Below are 16370 nucleotides of genomic sequence, written 5' to 3' on the forward strand. Positions count from 1 at the left end.
CGATACGGAGGTCTTTGTGACGCGCTTACTGCGCGGCGTCTTTTTCTGTGTTGAGGTCAGAGAGGAATCTCTCGCCCCATTTCAGCTGCTCACGAAGATCGTCGATGGCTTCGTTAAGCTCATCGCGCTGTTCTTCCATGTCCTTGAGGCGGTGTTTCGCCACCTCATATGTGCGCTGAAGTTGTGTCGCCTGTTGGTCTCCCATGTCGTAAAGATCCAGAAGTTGACGGATCTCTTCGAGGGAAAATCCAAAACGTTTGCCGCGCAGGATCAGCTTCAGCCGCGCGCGGTCACGTTTTGTGAACAGGCGTTTCTGGCCTTCGCGAATGGGGAACAGAAGTTCCTTGGATTCGTAAAAGCGCAGGGTACGAGGTGTCACGTCAAAGGCGTCGCACATCTCGCGAATTGTCATCGTATCTTCGCTCATAATTGCGTCCTTTCTCTATGAAAGTTGAGAAACAAAATGGGCTTCGGGAATGCCAATACTATAGCAGTTGACGTTAACGTAAGTAAGACGTCACGTCACATTAGGAAGTGACGTTGGATCATTTCCAAGTCACGACTTGGTGCATGTGAGGGACGTAAAATGGCGACGTTGTACATTGCACCCGAGTGGGCTGTGCGTCTTTGAATGACTTTAATAGTAAGCTTTATGATATTGAAAATATTATGAATTCATGGTGTCTTTGGTTGGTGTGCTTGCATCATTGGAATGCAGTGCCCCGCAAAAAAAGACCGCGCCTAAGGCGCGGCTTCAAAATTTGGTGAGCTTCGGCTGTGTTGGCGTCAAGAACTGCCGTCTACCAAAAACGCAGCGGTTTCGTCGCGCAATTCCTTGAGTTCACGCATCGCTTCTTCCAGCTGCAGGCGTTGCTCTTCAAGCTCTGCATACTGGCGATCCGCCATTTCCACAAAGGCCTGCATCTGTGCAGACGTGCCCTCGTGTTCATAGATCAGCAGCCACTGGCGAATGTCTTCCAATTTAATCCCAAAGCGACGTCCGCGCATGATCAGGGTCATCCGGGCGACTTCTTTGGGGCCAAAAAAACGGCTGCGCCCAGACCGTTCAGGGTGCAGCAATTCGATATACTCGTAATAGCGGAGCGTGCGCGGTGTCACATCGAACTTTGCGCACATTTCTTTGAAAGACAGACGAGTATCAGACATGGGCGGGATCTCCTTGCACGGGCAAACTTAGTTTGCATCTGCAGCGAGGGCAACCGCCCCCTTGCGACAGGTCGATTTTGACGCGCATAAATGAGCCCAAGGTTGTTGGAGGCAGTGCATGGACACTCAAAAAGCAAAAATGGCGGAGCACTTCATAAATGCCATTCCGCATTGCAAGGCGCTCAATATGAAATTGACGCAGATCGGCAATGGTAAGGCGTCAATGGAGCTGCCCTACGATTCCAAAATTGTTGGGGACCCTGAAACGGGCGTTTTGCATGGCGGCGCGGTCTCTGCATTGATGGACACGTGTTGCGGGGCGGCCGCAATGTGTCATCCGTCCTCGCCATCAGGAACGGCGACGATTGATCTGCGCATTGACTACATGCGCGCGGCAACGCCCGGGCAAGCGGTGCGCACTACGGCAGAATGCTACCGGATTACCAAATCCGTCGCGTTTGTGCGTGCCACCGCAGTGGATGACGATGAGCAGCGCCCAGTGGCCACCGCCACCGGCGCTTTCACAGTGGAGCGCAAGTGATGGCGCGTAAACGTCCAGAACCGGTGCAGGTGGTCAAGCAACGTCGCGATGCGGCTCTGAATGCCTTGGTGCATGGTGTCCCCTATATCAATTTCCTTGGCATTGAATTTGAGCGTCGGGGCGATGAGCTTACCGCAATACTGCCCTTTGATGACAAGCTGATCGGCAACCCAATGTTGCCTGCCATTCATGGTGGGGTCACAGCAGGCTTTTTGGAAACCACGGCTGTGATTGGTCTCGCGTGGTCGGGGTTATGGGACGATATAGAAAGTGGCCGGCTGTCGATGGAGCGCCTGTCAGAGGGGCATTTGCCACGCATGCCAAAAACCATCGACTTTACCGTCGATTACTTACGCTCCGGTTTGCCGCGCGATGCCTATGCGCGGGCGCGTGTCAATCGCTCGGGGCGGCGTTATGCCTCTGTGCATGTCGAAGCATGGCAAGATCAGCGCAACGTGCTTTTTGCGCAGGCCACCGGGCATTTCCTGATGCCAAGTCAGGATGACTGACCCCAACGTGCAAGCCGGTGGTGTCGGTGAAATCACGCATCGCCGTATTTTGCACACAGCCCTTCCGATTGTGCTGTCAAACGCCACCGTTCCCATTCTCGGAGCGGTGGACACAGGTGTTGTTGGCCAAATGGGGGAGGCGGCGCCGATTGGCGCAGTGGGGATCGGGGCGATCATTCTTGCTGGGCTTTACTGGATCTTCGGTTTCCTGCGGATGGGGACAACCGGCTTGACGGCCAAAGCCATCGGTGCGGGACGGCAGGGCGAAGTTGCAGCCATGCTCACGCGGGCGGTGATGATTGGTCTTGCTGGTGGCGTGCTCGTGATTGCAGCGCAGGTCTACCTCTTTCGCGCGGCGTTCTGGCTGACTCCTGCATCGCCAGAGGTGGAAAGCCTCGCACAGCAATATCTGCAGATCCGGGTCTGGTCTGCGCCTGCGGCCATTGCGATTTACGGGCTGACCGGATGGCTGATTGCGCATGAGCGCACCAAGGCGGTGCTTGTCATCCAGATCTGGATGAATGGGCTGAATATCCTGCTGGATCTGTGGTTTGTGCTTGGCTTGGGCTGGGGCGTGGGCGGTGTGGCCACTGCGACGGTCATCGCCGAAGTATCCGGTGCTTTCTTGGCGCTGTGGCTGTGTCGGGATGTGTTTCAGACTCCGGCCTGGAAGGATCTGGCGCGTCTTTTGGATGCTGTCGCATTGCGTGAAATGGCAATGGTCAATCGTGACATCTTGCTGCGATCACTTTTGCTGCAGGCGATCTTTATGTCTTTTCTGTTTCTGGGTGCCGACTTTGGGGATGTCACGCTCGCCGCCAATCAGGTGCTTTTGCAGTTCCTTGAAATCACGGCCTATGCGCTTGATGGCTTTGCCTTTTCCGTTGAGGCAATGGTGGGTCAGGCCTTTGGGGCCAAAGACAGGGCAAGCTTGCGCAAAGCCTCCCTGATGTCGAGTTTCTGGGGGCTGATCTGCGTGGTTCTGATGTCACTGACCTTTGCGCTGATCGGCGGCTGGGTCATTGATGTGATGACCACCGCGCCGGAGGTGCGTGTCGAGGCAAGGGCGTATTTGCCCTGGATGGTGCTCGCGCCCATCATTGGTCTGGCGGGATGGATGCTGGATGGGATTTTCATCGGTGCCACCCAAACGCGAGAGATGCGCAATATGATGTTCATTTCTGCTCTGGTCTATCTGGTGGCGCTATTGGTGCTGGTGCCAAGTTTTTCCAATCATGGTCTTTGGATCGCGCTTTTGGTCAGCTTTGTTGCGCGCGGCGTCACGCTTGGCGCGCGCTATCCGGCGCTGGAGGTCAAGGCCTCCTGAGCGGCGTAGGTCTCCCTCTAAAATTAAACACCACGCGCGGTTCGGTCGCGCGCGTTTCATGTTGTGATGCGTGGCGATGAGGAAATCCTCTTGATCCGATGCGCGAGTCAGCCTAATTATATGAACAAGTGTTCAATAACGGAGGAGGGGCCAATGTTCACGCACACCATGAATTTTGATCTGGGCGAGGACATCAACGCATTGCGCGAGATGGTGCACCGCTTTGCGCAGGAGCGCATCAAGCCGATGGCCGCCGAGATTGATCAGAAGAACGAATTTCCAAATGAACTTTGGAAAGAGTTTGGCGAGCTGGGTCTGCTTGGCGTCACCGTGCCAGAGGTCTACGGCGGTGCAGAGATGTCCTATCTGGCCCATGTGATCGTGGTGGAGGAATTGGCGCGTGCAAGCGCATCGGTGTCTCTTTCTTACGGCGCGCATTCCAACCTCTGCGTCAACCAAATCAAGCTCAACGGCACCGAAGAGCAAAAGCAGAAATACCTGCCGCGCCTGATTTCGGGTAAACATGTGGGCGCGTTGGCCATGTCAGAGCCATCGGCGGGCTCTGATGTTGTTTCAATGAAATTGCGGGCCGAAAAGCGCAACGACCGCTTTGTGCTCAACGGCAACAAATACTGGATCACCAATGGCCCGGACGCGGACACACTGGTTGTCTACGCTAAGACCGATCCAGATGCCGGGCCACGTGGCATCACCGCTTTCCTGATTGAAAAAGAGATGAAGGGGTTCTCCACCAGCCCGCATTTTGACAAGCTGGGCATGCGGGGGTCCAACACTGCTGAGTTGATCTTTGAAGATTGCGAAGTGCCGTTTGAAAACGTGCTGGGCGAAGAGGGCAAAGGTGTCGCAGTTTTGATGTCTGGGCTCGACTATGAGCGGGTTGTGCTGGCGGGCATCGGCACGGGTATTCTGGCGGCCTGTCTGGATGAAGTGATGCCCTACATGGTGGAGCGCAAACAGTTTGGCACCTCCATCGGAAACTTCCAGCTGATGCAGGGCAAGATTGCCGACATGTACACCGCGATGAACTCGGCACGTGCCTACGTTTATGAGTGCGCAAAAGCCTGCGATCAGGGGCGCATCACCCGTCAGGATGCGGCGGCCTGCTGTCTTTACGCTTCAGAAGTGGCCATGACACAGGCGCATCAGGCGGTGCAGGCTTTTGGTGGGGCTGGGTATTTGTCAGACAATCCCGTCGGCAGGATTTTCCGGGATGCCAAGCTGATGGAAATCGGCGCCGGCACCAGCGAGATCCGCCGCATGCTGATTGGCCGCGAATTGATGACGGCCATGAGCTGATGGGCGCATTGGCTCCACAATTGAAGACGCGTAAAGCAAAAGGGCGAACCAGCGGTCGCCCTTCGCAAATGTGTCGACTTCATGCGCTGCGGCGCAATTCACTGTCTTCAGAAGCGGTGCACATAGCTTGCAGAGATGACAATCGGGTCGATTTCTGCCGTGCCGATGTTGCCACCGTCCAAGGTCACGTCGGAGTCGATATCGATCCAGCGCACGTTAAAGCGTACCGCGCCTTTGTCAGAAACCGCGTAGTCAACACCCGCATTCAGCGCGATACCCCAGGAGTCATCAAGCTTCAGCGTGCCAAGAGCGGATTCTTCTTCAAAGAAGGTTGTGTAGTTCAGACCTACGCCGAAGAATGGGGTGAATTTGCTGTTGGTCGGAATGTGGTAGTTCACCGACAGCGTGGGTGGCAGTTGTTTGACTTTCCCGGCGGTCGCACCGTTCGACAATGTCACGGTGTGCGAAAATGGGGTCGCTGCGAGCAGCTCAATACCGATGTTGTCGCGGATGAAGTATTCCAGCGTGAAGATCGGGCGGGTGTTGTCGTCAACGTCTGCTTCAAGGTTCGCGAGCGTGCCGTTGCCAGATTTCGGGTTCACGTTGCCAAAGCCGACGCCCGCAGTCCAATCACCTTGGGACTGAGCCAAAACAGGGGCGGAGAATGCGGCAAGAACGGCGGTCAGAGCCAGCGTGGAGGTTAAACGTTTCATGGAGGATCTCATTTCATAGTCGTTATGAGGGGTTATGTCGGGAGTATGACTCAGGCCGCGCGCTCCCGCTCTGATCTGGATCAAAATCGCGTGAGCAAAATCCGCGCGCATCAAAACATTCGCCGCAATTGGGGGGCATATGAAGCTGCAATCTAAAGTTATGACCGGCTCTGAGGACTTTGCCGCCAACCGCGCGGCGCACCTTGAGATGCTGGAAACCGTGCAATCTGTGGCACAGGCAGCCCGGCAGGGTGGGGGCGAAGCCTCTCGTGCGCGCCATGAAAGCCGCGGTAAAATGCTGCCGCGTCGCCGCGTGGCGGGGCTTTTGGATCCGGGTTCGCCGTTTCTGGAAATCGGCGTGACAGCTGCGCATGGGATGTATGAAAGCGCGGCACCCTGTGCGGGTGTTGTCGCGGGCATCGGGCGTGTGCACGGACAGGAGATCATGGTGGTCTGCAATGACGCCACCGTGAAAGGCGGCACCTACTATCCGATGACCGTCAAAAAACACCTGCGGGCGCAGGAGATTGCCGAGCAAAACAACCTGCCTTGCGTCTATCTGGTTGACAGCGGCGGGGCCAATCTGCCGCAACAGGACGAGGTCTTCCCGGATCGCGACCATTTCGGGCGTATCTTTTTCAATCAGGCGAACATGAGCGCCAAAGGCATCCCACAGATCGCCGTTGTTATGGGCTCCTGCACCGCAGGTGGGGCCTATGTGCCTGCCATGTCTGACGTCACCATCATTGTGAAAGAGCAGGGCACCATCTTCCTTGCGGGGCCGCCGCTGGTGAAGGCCGCAACGGGCGAGGTGGTCAGCGCCGAAGACCTCGGCGGCGGTGACGTGCACACACGGCTGTCTGGTGTTGCGGATTATCTGGCCGAAGATGACGCCCATGCGCTGGCTTTGGCCCGCGAGTCGCTCAGGCATCTGAACCGCATCAAGCCCCAAACGGTGGATTGGGCCAGCCCCGAAGATCCGGCTTACGATCCCGAAGAAATCCTTGGCGTGGTGCCGGGCGGGCTGCGCACGCCTTATGACATCCGTGAGGTGATTGCGCGGGTGGTGGATGGCAGCCGCTTTGATGAGTTCAAAAAACGTTTTGGCGAAACGCTGGTGTGCGGCTTTGCCCATGTCAAAGGTTGCCCGGTGGGCATCATCGCCAACAACGGTGTGCTCTATTCCGAAAGCGCCGCCAAGGGCGCGCATTTTGTCGAGCTTTGCTCGCAACGCCGCATTCCGCTGGTGTTCTTGCAAAACATCACCGGCTTCATGGTCGGACAGAAGTATGAGGCCGAAGGCATTGCGCGCCATGGTGCCAAGCTGGTGACGGCTGTTGCCACCACCAAAGTGCCGAAAATCACCATGCTTGTGGGCGGATCCTTTGGGGCGGGCAACTATGGCATGGCAGGGCGTGCCTACAGTCCGCGGTTCCTATGGACATGGCCAAACTCGCGGATCTCCGTGATGGGAGGGGAGCAGGCCGCTGGTGTGCTTGCCACCGTGAAACGTGATGCGATCGAACGGAAGGGCGGGGACTGGTCCGCAGAAGAAGAGGCTGCCTTTAAGCAGCCCACGCTTGCGATGTTCGAAGAACAAAGTCACCCGCTTTATGCCTCCGCGCGCCTTTGGGATGACGGGATCATTGATCCCCGCAAAACCCGCGATGTGCTGCATCTGAGCCTGTGTTCTGCGCTCAATGCGCCAATCGAAGAGACCAAGTTCGGCGTGTTCCGGATGTAAGCGGTGGGGGTTCGCCCCCGCGCCCCGGCGTTGTCCGGGCAGAATGAAGGAAAGGTCGGGAGGCCGCTATGTTTGAGAAAATCCTGATTGCCAACCGTGGCGAAATTGCCTGCCGCGTGATGGAGACCGCGCGCGCCATGGGGGTGAAAACCGTGGCCGTATTTTCCGATGCTGATGCGGGTGCCAAACATGTCGCGCTGGCAGATCAGGCCGTGCACATCGGGGGGGCAGCACCTGCGGAAAGTTACCTGAAGGGCGATGTGATCATTGCCGCCGCTTTGGAGGCAGGCGCACAGGGCATTCATCCGGGGTATGGCTTCCTGTCTGAAAACCCCGAATTTGTCGAAGCGGTAGAAGCCGCAGGTCTGACCTTCATCGGTCCCTCAGCAGAGGCCATTCGCGCCATGGGTCTCAAGGATGCGGCCAAAGTTTTGATGGAGAAAGCCAATGTGCCCGTTGTGCCGGGTTATCACGGTGCCAATCAGGATGCTGCGTTTCTGGCAGAACAGGCAGAGGCCATTGGCTATCCCGTCCTGATAAAAGCGGTTGCCGGTGGCGGTGGCAAAGGCATGCGGCTTGTTGAAAAGCCTGCTGATTTTGCGGATGCACTGGCGAGTGCGCAGGGTGAGGCCTCCACGGCCTTTGGCAATCCTGACGTACTAATAGAGAAATTTGTCACCAGCCCGCGCCACATTGAGGTGCAGGTCTTTGGTGATGGCACCAATGCGGTGCATCTGTTTGAGCGGGACTGTTCACTACAGCGCCGCCACCAGAAGGTCATCGAGGAGGCGCCTGCGCCGGGGATGACGGAAGAGATGCGTGCCGCCATGGGGCAGGCCGCCGTCAGGGCTGCCGAGGCGATCAATTACAAGGGCGCGGGCACCATCGAGTTCATTGTCGATGGCAGTGACGGGCTGCGCCCGGATGGGTTCTGGTTCATGGAGATGAACACCCGCCTGCAAGTAGAGCACCCCGTGACTGAGGCCATCACCGGTGTCGATTTGGTTGAATGGCAGTTGCGAGTGGCCGCTGGGGAGCCGCTGCCAAAATCCCAAGAGGCGCTGACCATCACGGGCCATGCCTTTGAGGCCCGCATTTACGCAGAAGATGTGCCCAAAGGCTTCCTGCCCGCCACCGGCACACTGAGCCATCTGACCTTCCCACCAGAAGCTCGTGTAGACAGTGGCGTGCGCGCCGGAGATACCATCTCCCCGTGGTATGACCCGATGATTGCCAAACTGGTCGTGCATGGACCGACCCGGGATGTGGCGCTCACACAGTTGGAGCGCGCCCTGCGCTGGACAGAGGTTGGCGGGACCGTCACCAATGTGAGCTTTCTCGCGCTCTTGGCCGCCCAGCCAGATTTTGTCGCGGGCAATGTCGACACTGGGTTGATCGAGCGTCATTTGGAAACACTGGCGCAGCAACCCTCGGCCTGCACCAAATCACGCGCCATCGCTGCGCTCACCGCGCTGGGCCTGCGCCCCATGGATGGGTCTGCCCCGGCAGAAACGCTGGTGCTCTGGTCGCCGCTCACCTTTTCGGTATCGCTTGTGCACAATGACGCGCAAATCGACGTCTCAGTGCAAGTGAACGGCACCGGTGATTTTACCGTTGGTGTGGACGACGCCACCCATGCGGTCACCTACCGCCACGGCGCATGGTGGGTGGACAGCACCAAGGTGCTTGCCCGCACCGCGCGCGAGGCACAAGAGCTCACAGTATTTTGGGGCAACAGCTACCGTTTTCATGTTGTGGATCCGCTAGAGCGCGAAGATGAGGCCGCCGCAGGGGGCAATGTCATCGCCGCGCCCATGCCGGGCGTGGTGAAAGCAATCTTTGCCAATCCTGGACAGGCGGTGGCACAGGGAGACCGGCTCGCCATTTTGGAAGCGATGAAGATGGAGCACGCGTTGCTTGCCCCCCGTGATGGCGTTGTTGCAGAGGTGATGGTTGCTGACGGTGCGCAGGTTGAAGATGGCAGCGCGCTGATTGTGCTTGAGGACGAAGCGGAGGATGCGGCATGATCATACGCTTGCATCACATCCCGATTTCTCGGTCATTTCGTGTGATCTGGATGCTGGAAGAGCTTGGGCTGGAAGCTGAGATCATCGAGCACAGCATCCGGCGCGGCACGATGTATACACCAGAGATACAGGGAGTCAGCCCTGCCTCACGCGCACCCGCCGTCGAGATCGACGGAATACCGATGATCGAAAGCGGTGCGATCCTCGAATACCTTGCAGAAACCCACCCGGAAGCGGGCCTTGGGGTTGCAATCGGTTCCCCCACCCGTGCGCGCTATTTGCAGCTGATGCATTTTGCTGAAACCCAGGCCGCACAGATCGAGCAGCTCAATATGCAGCATGTGTTTCTGCGTGACCCTGCCATGGCTTCCGTTACAACGATGAAACTCAACACCAAGCGTTTGCAGCTGACCATGCGCGCACTCGAAGGGATGCTTGAGGAAAGCGGTTATTTGCTGCCCACAGGATTTTCAGCGGCAGACATCATGTTTGGTCTCAATCTGCGATTGGCGCGCTATTATGTGCACCTGGAGGATTACCCAAAGGTTCTGGCCTACCGGGATCGGCTCATCGAGCGCCCAGCCTACAAAGCGGCGCTTGCCAAAGATGGCGAACAGGAAATCTACGCGCAGGATTTCTATCATCTTCCGGAAGGCGCATGATCCATGTCTGACGTTGTTGAGATATTTGAAGTCGGCCCACGCGACGGGCTGCAAAACGAAAAGCGCCAGATCCCAACAGCCGAGAAAATCGCGCTTGTAGATTGCCTAAGTGATGCGGGTTTCAAACGTATCGAGATCGCGAGCTTTGTCAGCCCCAAATGGGTGCCGCAAATGGCGGATTCTGCGGATGTGTTGGCGGGGATCAGGCGCGCGCCCGGTGTGCGATATGCCGCCCTCACGCCAAACATGCGCGGCTTTGAGGGAGCTTTGACTGCAAAAGCGGACGAAATTGCCATATTTGGATCGGCTTCTGAAGGGTTCTCCAAAGCCAACATCAATGCAACCATCGCCGAAAGCCTTGAGAGATTTGCGCCGGTGGTCACCGCGGCAAAAGAAGCCGGCATTCCGGTGCGCGGCTACATCAGCTGTGTCACCGATTGCCCCTATGATGGCCCGACACCGCCCAGCAAGGTCGCGGCCGTGGCCAAACACCTCCATGAGGCTGGCTGCTATGAAATCAGCCTTGGTGACACAATTGGACAGGCCACACCAGAAAGCATCTCCATGATGCTCCGGGCGGTGCTCACCGAAGTGCCTGTGGAAAAACTTGCAGGCCACTTTCACGACACATCCGGGCGCGCGCTGCTGAATATTGAAGCGTCGCTTGCGCTGGGCGTGCGGGTGTTTGATGCCGCGGTCGGAGGGCTTGGGGGCTGCCCCTATGCGCCCGGCGCAGCAGGCAATGTCGCAACAGAGGCGGTTGCCGCCCGCATGAAAGAGCTCGGTTACGAAACAGGGCTGGACAAAGCTGTTTTGGCCAAAGCGGCCACGATGGCGCGCGCAATGCGCACATCAGGTGAATGAGGACCGTTTCGATGCGCTATGAAACTTTGCTGATTGATGTCGACGCGCGGGGCGTCGCAACGCTCACGCTCAATCGCCCGGAAAAACACAACGCCATGTCCGGTAAGATGATTGAGGAACTCAAGGACGCCGCAGAGGCTTTGGCTGCAAATCCAGAGGTTCGCGTGGTTGTGCTGACTGGGGCAGGAAAGTCGTTCTGCGCTGGGGGCGATTTGGGCTGGATGCAGGCCCAAATGGCGGCGGATCCAGAAACGCGCTTTGTTGAGGCCCGCAAACTGGCCGAAGCCTTGCAGGCGCTCAACACTTTGCCCAAGCCATTGATTGGCCGTTTGCAGGGCAATGCCTTTGGCGGTGGCGTCGGTATGGCCAGCGTCTGCGATATGGCGATTGGTGTCGATAGTCTGACCATGGGGCTGACAGAGACTAAGCTGGGTCTGATCCCCGCCACCATTGGCCCTTACGTGCTTGCCCGTATGGGGGAGGCGCTGGCGCGACGGGTGTTTATGTCGGCACGCTTGTTCAGAGCCCAAGAGGCTGTGTCGCTCGGGTTGCTGGCAAAATCCGTACCCGCTGATGCGCTTGACCAAGCTGTGGAGGCGGAAGTGATCCCCTATCTCTCTTGTGCGCCGGAAGCTGTCGCGCGCGCCAAAGCATTGGCCCGGCGGCTAGGCCCTCAAATCGACGACACCGTGATTGATCATACGATTTCAGAGCTGGTTGCATGTTGGGAAGGTGCTGAGGCGCAGGAGGGCATCACGGCATTCTTTGCCAAGCAGAAACCGCGCTGGGTGCAATAGCCGCTCAGCTCATCGCATCAACGGCCTGACGTCAAGACTTGAGCGTTTTTCCGTCAGGAGGAGAGGACCGCCCGCATTCTCTGTTCGACTCCTGCGGCAAATTGGCGCTGACATGGGGCTGCTGAGAATGAGGCGTGATGGTCCAATCTTCCATGAGCGCAGCCCAGCGCAGGGGAACGCTCAGGGGAAGGGGCTGACCAGCCGCTAGCGGAGCTGAGGCATTGTGATGCGATGTCAATGTGTCTTGCTGCGCACTGAGCGCCAGAGACCATCACGTATTTGGCCGTCAATCCATTGATTGGCACACCAAAATGCACCTTTTGACCAGATTCTTTGTGAAAAGATGCGGTCTCTTAGGGAAACAGTAGGAAATAGATGTCGGAACTGACACTCCTGCACCGGCCATGTGCGACAGTGTTTTGAGGAGTGCCTCGGGCTGTGTTGAGGGGGCAGTGACCTATGATTTTAAGTCCTAACAGGCTCTTTTTAATCAAGAAACATAAGCCCATCACACTGTGGTGTGATAATGCAAATTGTTGACCCAGACCCAGCGCAGGGGTAAACCGTCTGGGAGTGTTTAAAGCCATCTGACTGCACCGGCTTCGCGTGCATGAAAGGAGCTAACATTGGAAGAGATGCTCAGGGAATATTTCCCAATTCTCGTCTTCATGGCCGTCGCCATCGGCCTTGGGCTGGTTTTCATACTTGCTGCTGTTGTTTTGGCTGTGCGCAGCCCGGACCCTGAGAAGGTGAGCGCCTACGAATGTGGCTTCAACGCTTTTGATGACGCCCGCATGAAATTTGATGTGCGTTTCTATCTGGTGTCGATTCTCTTCATCATCTTTGACCTCGAAATAGCCTTCCTTTTCCCTTGGGCCGTCGCCTTCAAAGACGTCTCTATGGCTGGGTTCTGGTCCATGATGGTGTTCCTTGCCGTGCTCACCGTGGGCTTTGCCTATGAGTGGAAGAAAGGAGCCTTGGAATGGGAGTGATGACGGGTGCCAACACGGCCGGCGTGGACCGTGAAGTGGCCACGCAGGCCCTCAATACCGAGCTTCAGGACAAAGGCTTCCTGCTCACCAATGCCGAAGACCTGATCAATTGGGGCCGCACAGGCTCTTTGCACTGGATGACCTTTGGTCTGGCCTGCTGCGCGGTTGAGATGATGCACACTTCCATGCCGCGCTATGATGCAGAGCGTTTTGGCATCGCGCCCCGGGCCTCCCCGCGTCAGTCTGATGTGATGATTGTGGCCGGAACGCTGACCAACAAAATGGCTCCGGCGCTGCGCAAGGTCTATGATCAGATGCCAGAGCCGCGTTATGTGATTTCCATGGGGTCCTGTGCCAACGGTGGCGGCTATTACCACTACAGCTACTCAGTTGTGCGCGGCTGTGACCGCATCGTGCCAGTCGACATCTATGTGCCCGGCTGCCCGCCGACCGCAGAGGCACTGCTTTACGGCTTGCTGCAACTCCAACGCAAAATCCGCCGCACAGGGACGATTGAGAGATGAGCGAAGCTCTTAAAGAACTCGGCGCTCATATTGAGCTCAAGCGTCCTGAAAGTGTTCTGGGCTGGGATGTTGCTTTTGACGAGCTGACCATTGATGTGACGGCGTCTCACATTCTGGGATTTGTCGATTTTCTGCGCAGCGATGCGACCTGCCGCTTTTCCACGCTGGTCGATATCACCGCCGTTGATTATCCAGAACGATCGCGCCGCTTTGATGTGGTGTATCACTTCCTCAGCATGTTTCAGAACCAGCGCATCCGCCTGCGGGTTGCCGCGCGCGAGGATGAAACCGTGCCTTCGATCACCTCGGTGCATCCGTCGGCCAACTGGTTTGAGCGCGAAGTTTTTGACATGTTCGGCATCATTTTCTCAGATCATCCGGATCTGCGCCGCCTGCTGACCGACTATGGCTTCCGCGGCCATCCGCTGCGCAAAGATTTTCCGACCACCGGCTACACCGAAGTGCGCTATGACGAAGTGCAGAAACGCGTGGTTTACGAGCCGGTGCAGCTCACACAAGATTACCGCCAGTTTGATTTCATGTCGCCATGGGAAGGGGCCAACTACATCCTGCCCGGTGATGAGAAGGAGGGCACCTCATGATGGACGGCTCCAAATTTGATGACGGCAGCGTGGACGCTCTGAGCGGCGAACAGAAGATCCGCAACTTCAACATCAACTTTGGTCCACAACACCCGGCGGCCCACGGCGTGCTGCGTCTGGTGCTGGAACTGGACGGCGAGATTGTCGAGCGCTGCGACCCGCACGTGGGCCTCTTGCACCGTGGCACCGAAAAGTTGATGGAGAGCCGCACCTACCTTCAGAACCTGCCCTATCTCGACCGCCTCGACTATGTGGCGCCGATGAATCAGGAGCACGCCTGGTGCCTTGCCATTGAGAAGCTGACTGGCACCGAAGTGCCGCGCCGGGCCCAGCTCATTCGCGTGCTGTTCTGTGAAATTGGCCGCATTCTCAACCACCTGATGAACATCACCACACAGGCGATGGATGTGGGCGCGCTGACCCCGCCGCTCTGGGGCTTTGAAGAGCGTGAAAAGCTCATGGTGTTTTATGAGCGTGCCTGTGGCGCGCGCTTGCACGCGGCTTATTTTCGTCCCGGTGGCGTACATCAGGATCTGCCCGACAAGCTGGTGGACGACATCGAAGAATGGGCGATCGAGTTCCCGGAAGTCATCGATGACATTGACGGGCTGCTGACCGAAAACCGCATTTTCAAACAGCGCAACGTCGATATTGGCGTTGTGACAGAGCAGGACGTGCTGGATTACGGCATGTCCGGCGTGATGGCGCGCTCTGTTGGCATGGCCTGGGATCTGCGCCGCGCCCAGCCCTATGAGTGCTACAACGAGTTTGAATTCCAGATCCCGGTCGGCAAAAACGGCGACTGCTATGACCGTTATCTCATGCGCATGGAAGAGATGCGCCAATCGGTCAGCATCATGCGTCAGGCGATTGTGAAACTGCGCGAAGCCACCGGAGACGTGCTGGCACGTGGCAAACTCACGCCGCCCAAACGCGGTGATATGAAGACTTCGATGGAAAGCCTGATCCACCACTTCAAGCTTTATACCGAAGGCTTCCACGTGCCCGCGGGAGAGGTCTACGCCGCTGTCGAAGCGCCCAAAGGTGAGTTTGGCGTCTATATGGTGGCAGATGGCACCAACAAACCCTACCGCGCCAAGCTGCGCGCGCCGGGCTATCTGCACCTGCAGGCGATGGATCACATCGCCACCGGCCACCAGTTGGCCGATGTCGCCGCCATCATCGGCACCATGGACATCGTGTTTGGGGAGATTGATCGGTGAGAGTTGCCGCTACAATCATCGCCATGACCCTCGCAACCTCCGCATGGGCCAGTGAGGAGCCACCTGTTGCTCAAGAGCTTGTCGATCTCGTGATTTCAGTTGGGGAAGCCAACAATTGCCTGATCACACGTGATCTTGCCAAAGCTGAGCTGCTGCCCGCCGGTTTCACAGGCCGGTCTTTTGAAAAGACCCTGCGTTACCTTGAGAAAGCGGGGCAGGGCGAAATCGACGCCGGCACATTCAAACTCAATACGGAGGCTTGCCAGTAATGCTCCGCCGTTTGCACCCAGACCAACCCGAAAGCTTTGCTTTCACTGCCGCCAATCAGACCTGGGCTGAGGCCCAGATCACCAAATATCCCGATGGCCGACAGGCCTCTGCGGTGATCCCGCTGCTGTGGCGCGCGCAGGAACAAGAAGGCTGGCTCACCAAACCCGCCATAGAGGCCGTCGCCGATATGCTTGGCATGGCCTACATGCGCGTGCTGGAAGTCGCGTCTTTCTATTTCATGTTCCAGCTGCAACCGGTGGGCTCCGTCGCCCATATCCAGATTTGCGGCACCACCTCCTGTATGATCTGTGGGGCTGAGGATCTCATTTCGGTGTGCAAAGAGAAAATCGCTGCCAAGCCGCACGAGCTCTCCGCAGACGGCAATTTCTCTTGGGAAGAGGTCGAATGTCTTGGCGCCTGTACCAACGCTCCCATGGCGCAGATTGGCAAAGACTATTTTGAGGATCTGACCGCCGAAGGCTTTGCTCAGATGCTGGATGACATGGCGGCGGGTAACGTGCCAACTCCGGGTCCGCAAAATGGCCGCTATGCTGCCGAGCCGCTTGCCGGTCTGACCAGTCTCAAAGACTATGACAGCGGTCAGACGCAGTACAATGCCTCTGTACAGCTTGCCAAAGATGTCGGCGACACCATCAAACGCATCGACGGCACCGAAGTGCCGCTTCTGACCCCGTGGGTAGGCAAAGATGGCACCGTTGCAGGCCGCGCCGCCGAAGGGCAGCCGCCCAAACCCTCGCCAGCGCCCAAACCTGCCGCCAAACAGGCCGAAGAGGCCAAGAAGGCGAAACCCAAGAAAGCCGCGAAGTCAGATGCCGCGGCGGATGACCTCAAACAGCTCAAAGGGGTTGGTCCGGCGCTTGAAAAGAAACTGCATGATGCTGGCGTCACAACCTTTGCGCAGATCGCCGCGTGGCAGGCCGACGACATTGCCGAAATGGACGAAAAGCTTTCGTTCAAAGGCCGCATAGACCGGGATGGCTGGGTCGAACAGGCCAAGCTCTTGGCCGCAGGGGAAGAAACCGAATTCTCCAAAAAAGTCGCTAAAGGCGACGTGTATGAGGACAAATAGC

General features: G+C 57.5%; 18 protein-coding genes. 15 read left to right on the forward strand and 3 right to left on the reverse strand.

The genetic code is table 11. The features are described 5' to 3' along the window. Nucleotides 1–25: 25 nt before the first annotated feature. Both PJL69_RS13780 and PJL69_RS13785 read right to left on the reverse strand, forming a co-directional pair. Nucleotides 26–427 (reverse strand): MerR family transcriptional regulator, encoded by a 402-nt coding sequence (locus PJL69_RS13780; protein ID WP_209100216.1) that lies wholly within the window; start codon nucleotides 425–427, stop codon nucleotides 26–28. A gap of 359 nt (nucleotides 428–786) precedes the next feature. Beyond that, nucleotides 787–1167 (reverse strand): MerR family transcriptional regulator, encoded by a 381-nt coding sequence (locus PJL69_RS13785; protein WP_209100214.1) that lies wholly within the window; start codon nucleotides 1165–1167, stop codon nucleotides 787–789. A 118-nt stretch (nucleotides 1168–1285) separates the two neighbouring features. Between PJL69_RS13785 and PJL69_RS13790 the strand changes: the two genes are divergently transcribed. The 4 genes from PJL69_RS13790 (at nucleotide 1286) to PJL69_RS13805 (ending at nucleotide 4861) form a co-directional block, all read left to right on the forward strand. Further along, complete coding sequence (locus tag PJL69_RS13790) at nucleotides 1286–1708, forward strand: PaaI family thioesterase (protein WP_209100212.1); 423 nt, start codon at nucleotides 1286–1288, stop codon at nucleotides 1706–1708. Continuing rightward, the gene (locus tag PJL69_RS13795; protein WP_209100210.1) at nucleotides 1708–2217 is read left to right on the forward strand and encodes a PaaI family thioesterase; all 510 of its coding nucleotides are present in this window, start codon (nucleotides 1708–1710) and stop codon (nucleotides 2215–2217) included. Before PJL69_RS13790 ends, PJL69_RS13795 begins: the two co-directional genes overlap by 1 nt. Then, nucleotides 2210–3544, forward strand: coding sequence for an MATE family efflux transporter (locus tag PJL69_RS13800; protein ID WP_271310173.1), 1335 nt, complete (start codon nucleotides 2210–2212; stop codon nucleotides 3542–3544). Before PJL69_RS13795 ends, PJL69_RS13800 begins: the two co-directional genes overlap by 8 nt. Before the next feature lie 153 nt (nucleotides 3545–3697). Next, entirely contained in the window at nucleotides 3698–4861 is a 1164-nt protein-coding gene (locus PJL69_RS13805; protein WP_271310174.1) for an isovaleryl-CoA dehydrogenase, read from the forward strand. A 107-nt stretch (nucleotides 4862–4968) separates the two neighbouring features. On the opposite strand, the gene PJL69_RS13810 is transcribed toward PJL69_RS13805, so the two are convergent. Beyond that, nucleotides 4969–5574 carry an OmpW/AlkL family protein gene (locus PJL69_RS13810; protein ID WP_271310175.1) on the reverse strand — a complete coding sequence of 202 codons (606 nt, stop codon included), beginning with the start codon at nucleotides 5572–5574 and terminating at the stop codon, nucleotides 4969–4971. A 139-nt stretch (nucleotides 5575–5713) separates the two neighbouring features. Between PJL69_RS13810 and PJL69_RS13815 the strand changes: the two genes are divergently transcribed. The 11 genes from PJL69_RS13815 (at nucleotide 5714) to nuoE (ending at nucleotide 16369) form a co-directional block, all read left to right on the forward strand. Continuing rightward, nucleotides 5714–7318, forward strand: coding sequence for a carboxyl transferase domain-containing protein (locus PJL69_RS13815; RefSeq protein WP_271310176.1), 1605 nt, complete (start codon nucleotides 5714–5716; stop codon nucleotides 7316–7318). A gap of 68 nt (nucleotides 7319–7386) precedes the next feature. Beyond that, nucleotides 7387–9345, forward strand: a complete 1959-nt coding sequence (locus PJL69_RS13820; RefSeq protein ID WP_271310177.1) for an acetyl/propionyl/methylcrotonyl-CoA carboxylase subunit alpha — start codon at nucleotides 7387–7389, stop codon at nucleotides 9343–9345. Next, nucleotides 9342–10007 (forward strand): glutathione S-transferase family protein, encoded by a 666-nt coding sequence (locus PJL69_RS13825; protein WP_271310178.1) that lies wholly within the window; start codon nucleotides 9342–9344, stop codon nucleotides 10005–10007. The genes PJL69_RS13820 and PJL69_RS13825 overlap by 4 nt, the downstream gene beginning before the upstream one ends. 3 nt (nucleotides 10008–10010) lie before the next feature. Beyond that, a complete protein-coding gene (locus PJL69_RS13830; protein ID WP_271310179.1) occupies nucleotides 10011–10871 on the forward strand; it encodes a hydroxymethylglutaryl-CoA lyase in 861 nt (286 codons plus the stop codon). An 11-nt stretch (nucleotides 10872–10882) separates the two neighbouring features. Then, entirely contained in the window at nucleotides 10883–11668 is a 786-nt protein-coding gene (locus tag PJL69_RS13835; RefSeq protein WP_271310180.1) for a crotonase/enoyl-CoA hydratase family protein, read from the forward strand. 626 nt (nucleotides 11669–12294) lie between these two features. Beyond that, nucleotides 12295–12660 carry an NADH-quinone oxidoreductase subunit A gene (locus tag PJL69_RS13840; protein WP_271310181.1) on the forward strand — a complete coding sequence of 122 codons (366 nt, stop codon included), beginning with the start codon at nucleotides 12295–12297 and terminating at the stop codon, nucleotides 12658–12660. Beyond that, nucleotides 12651–13184: a NuoB/complex I 20 kDa subunit family protein gene (locus PJL69_RS13845; protein WP_271310182.1), complete on the forward strand. Its 534-nt coding sequence runs from the start codon at nucleotides 12651–12653 to the stop codon at nucleotides 13182–13184. Before PJL69_RS13840 ends, PJL69_RS13845 begins: the two co-directional genes overlap by 10 nt. After that, complete coding sequence (locus PJL69_RS13850; RefSeq protein WP_271310183.1) at nucleotides 13181–13786, forward strand: NADH-quinone oxidoreductase subunit C; 606 nt, start codon at nucleotides 13181–13183, stop codon at nucleotides 13784–13786. The genes PJL69_RS13845 and PJL69_RS13850 overlap by 4 nt, the downstream gene beginning before the upstream one ends. Beyond that, on the forward strand, nucleotides 13786–15009 hold the full coding sequence (locus PJL69_RS13855; RefSeq protein WP_209100458.1) for an NADH-quinone oxidoreductase subunit D: 1224 nt from the start codon (nucleotides 13786–13788) through the stop codon (nucleotides 15007–15009). Before PJL69_RS13850 ends, PJL69_RS13855 begins: the two co-directional genes overlap by 1 nt. Next, nucleotides 15006–15278, forward strand: a complete 273-nt coding sequence (locus PJL69_RS13860; protein WP_271310184.1) for a hypothetical protein — start codon at nucleotides 15006–15008, stop codon at nucleotides 15276–15278. Before PJL69_RS13855 ends, PJL69_RS13860 begins: the two co-directional genes overlap by 4 nt. Then, on the forward strand, nucleotides 15278–16369 hold the full coding sequence (gene nuoE / locus PJL69_RS13865) for an NADH-quinone oxidoreductase subunit NuoE (RefSeq protein ID WP_271310185.1): 1092 nt from the start codon (nucleotides 15278–15280) through the stop codon (nucleotides 16367–16369). The genes PJL69_RS13860 and nuoE overlap by 1 nt, the downstream gene beginning before the upstream one ends. Nucleotide 16370: the final 1 nt, after the last annotated feature.

The sequence above is a fragment of the Shimia sp. MMG029 genome (genome assembly GCF_027947445.1).
Taxonomy (GTDB): Bacteria; Pseudomonadota; Alphaproteobacteria; order Rhodobacterales; family Rhodobacteraceae; genus Shimia.

Coding starts and splice junctions, on each gene's coding strand:
- PJL69_RS13785 (WP_209100214.1), bottom strand. CDS start 1,167: ATGTCTGATACTCGTCTGTCTTTCAAAGAAATGTGCGCAAAGTTCGAT.
- PJL69_RS13815 (WP_271310176.1), top strand. CDS start 5,714: ATGAAGCTGCAATCTAAAGTTATGACCGGCTCTGAGGACTTTGCCGCC.
- PJL69_RS13790 (WP_209100212.1), top strand. CDS start 1,286: ATGGACACTCAAAAAGCAAAAATGGCGGAGCACTTCATAAATGCCATT.
- PJL69_RS13800 (WP_271310173.1), top strand. CDS start 2,210: ATGACTGACCCCAACGTGCAAGCCGGTGGTGTCGGTGAAATCACGCAT.
- PJL69_RS13805 (WP_271310174.1), top strand. CDS start 3,698: ATGTTCACGCACACCATGAATTTTGATCTGGGCGAGGACATCAACGCA.
- PJL69_RS13820 (WP_271310177.1), top strand. CDS start 7,387: ATGTTTGAGAAAATCCTGATTGCCAACCGTGGCGAAATTGCCTGCCGC.
- PJL69_RS13855 (WP_209100458.1), top strand. CDS start 13,786: ATGGACGGCTCCAAATTTGATGACGGCAGCGTGGACGCTCTGAGCGGC.
- PJL69_RS13780 (WP_209100216.1), bottom strand. CDS start 427: ATGAGCGAAGATACGATGACAATTCGCGAGATGTGCGACGCCTTTGAC.
- PJL69_RS13795 (WP_209100210.1), top strand. CDS start 1,708: ATGGCGCGTAAACGTCCAGAACCGGTGCAGGTGGTCAAGCAACGTCGC.
- PJL69_RS13825 (WP_271310178.1), top strand. CDS start 9,342: ATGATCATACGCTTGCATCACATCCCGATTTCTCGGTCATTTCGTGTG.
- PJL69_RS13830 (WP_271310179.1), top strand. CDS start 10,011: ATGTCTGACGTTGTTGAGATATTTGAAGTCGGCCCACGCGACGGGCTG.
- PJL69_RS13835 (WP_271310180.1), top strand. CDS start 10,883: ATGCGCTATGAAACTTTGCTGATTGATGTCGACGCGCGGGGCGTCGCA.
- PJL69_RS13810 (WP_271310175.1), bottom strand. CDS start 5,574: ATGAAACGTTTAACCTCCACGCTGGCTCTGACCGCCGTTCTTGCCGCA.
- nuoE (WP_271310185.1), top strand. CDS start 15,278: ATGCTCCGCCGTTTGCACCCAGACCAACCCGAAAGCTTTGCTTTCACT.
- PJL69_RS13845 (WP_271310182.1), top strand. CDS start 12,651: ATGGGAGTGATGACGGGTGCCAACACGGCCGGCGTGGACCGTGAAGTG.
- PJL69_RS13850 (WP_271310183.1), top strand. CDS start 13,181: ATGAGCGAAGCTCTTAAAGAACTCGGCGCTCATATTGAGCTCAAGCGT.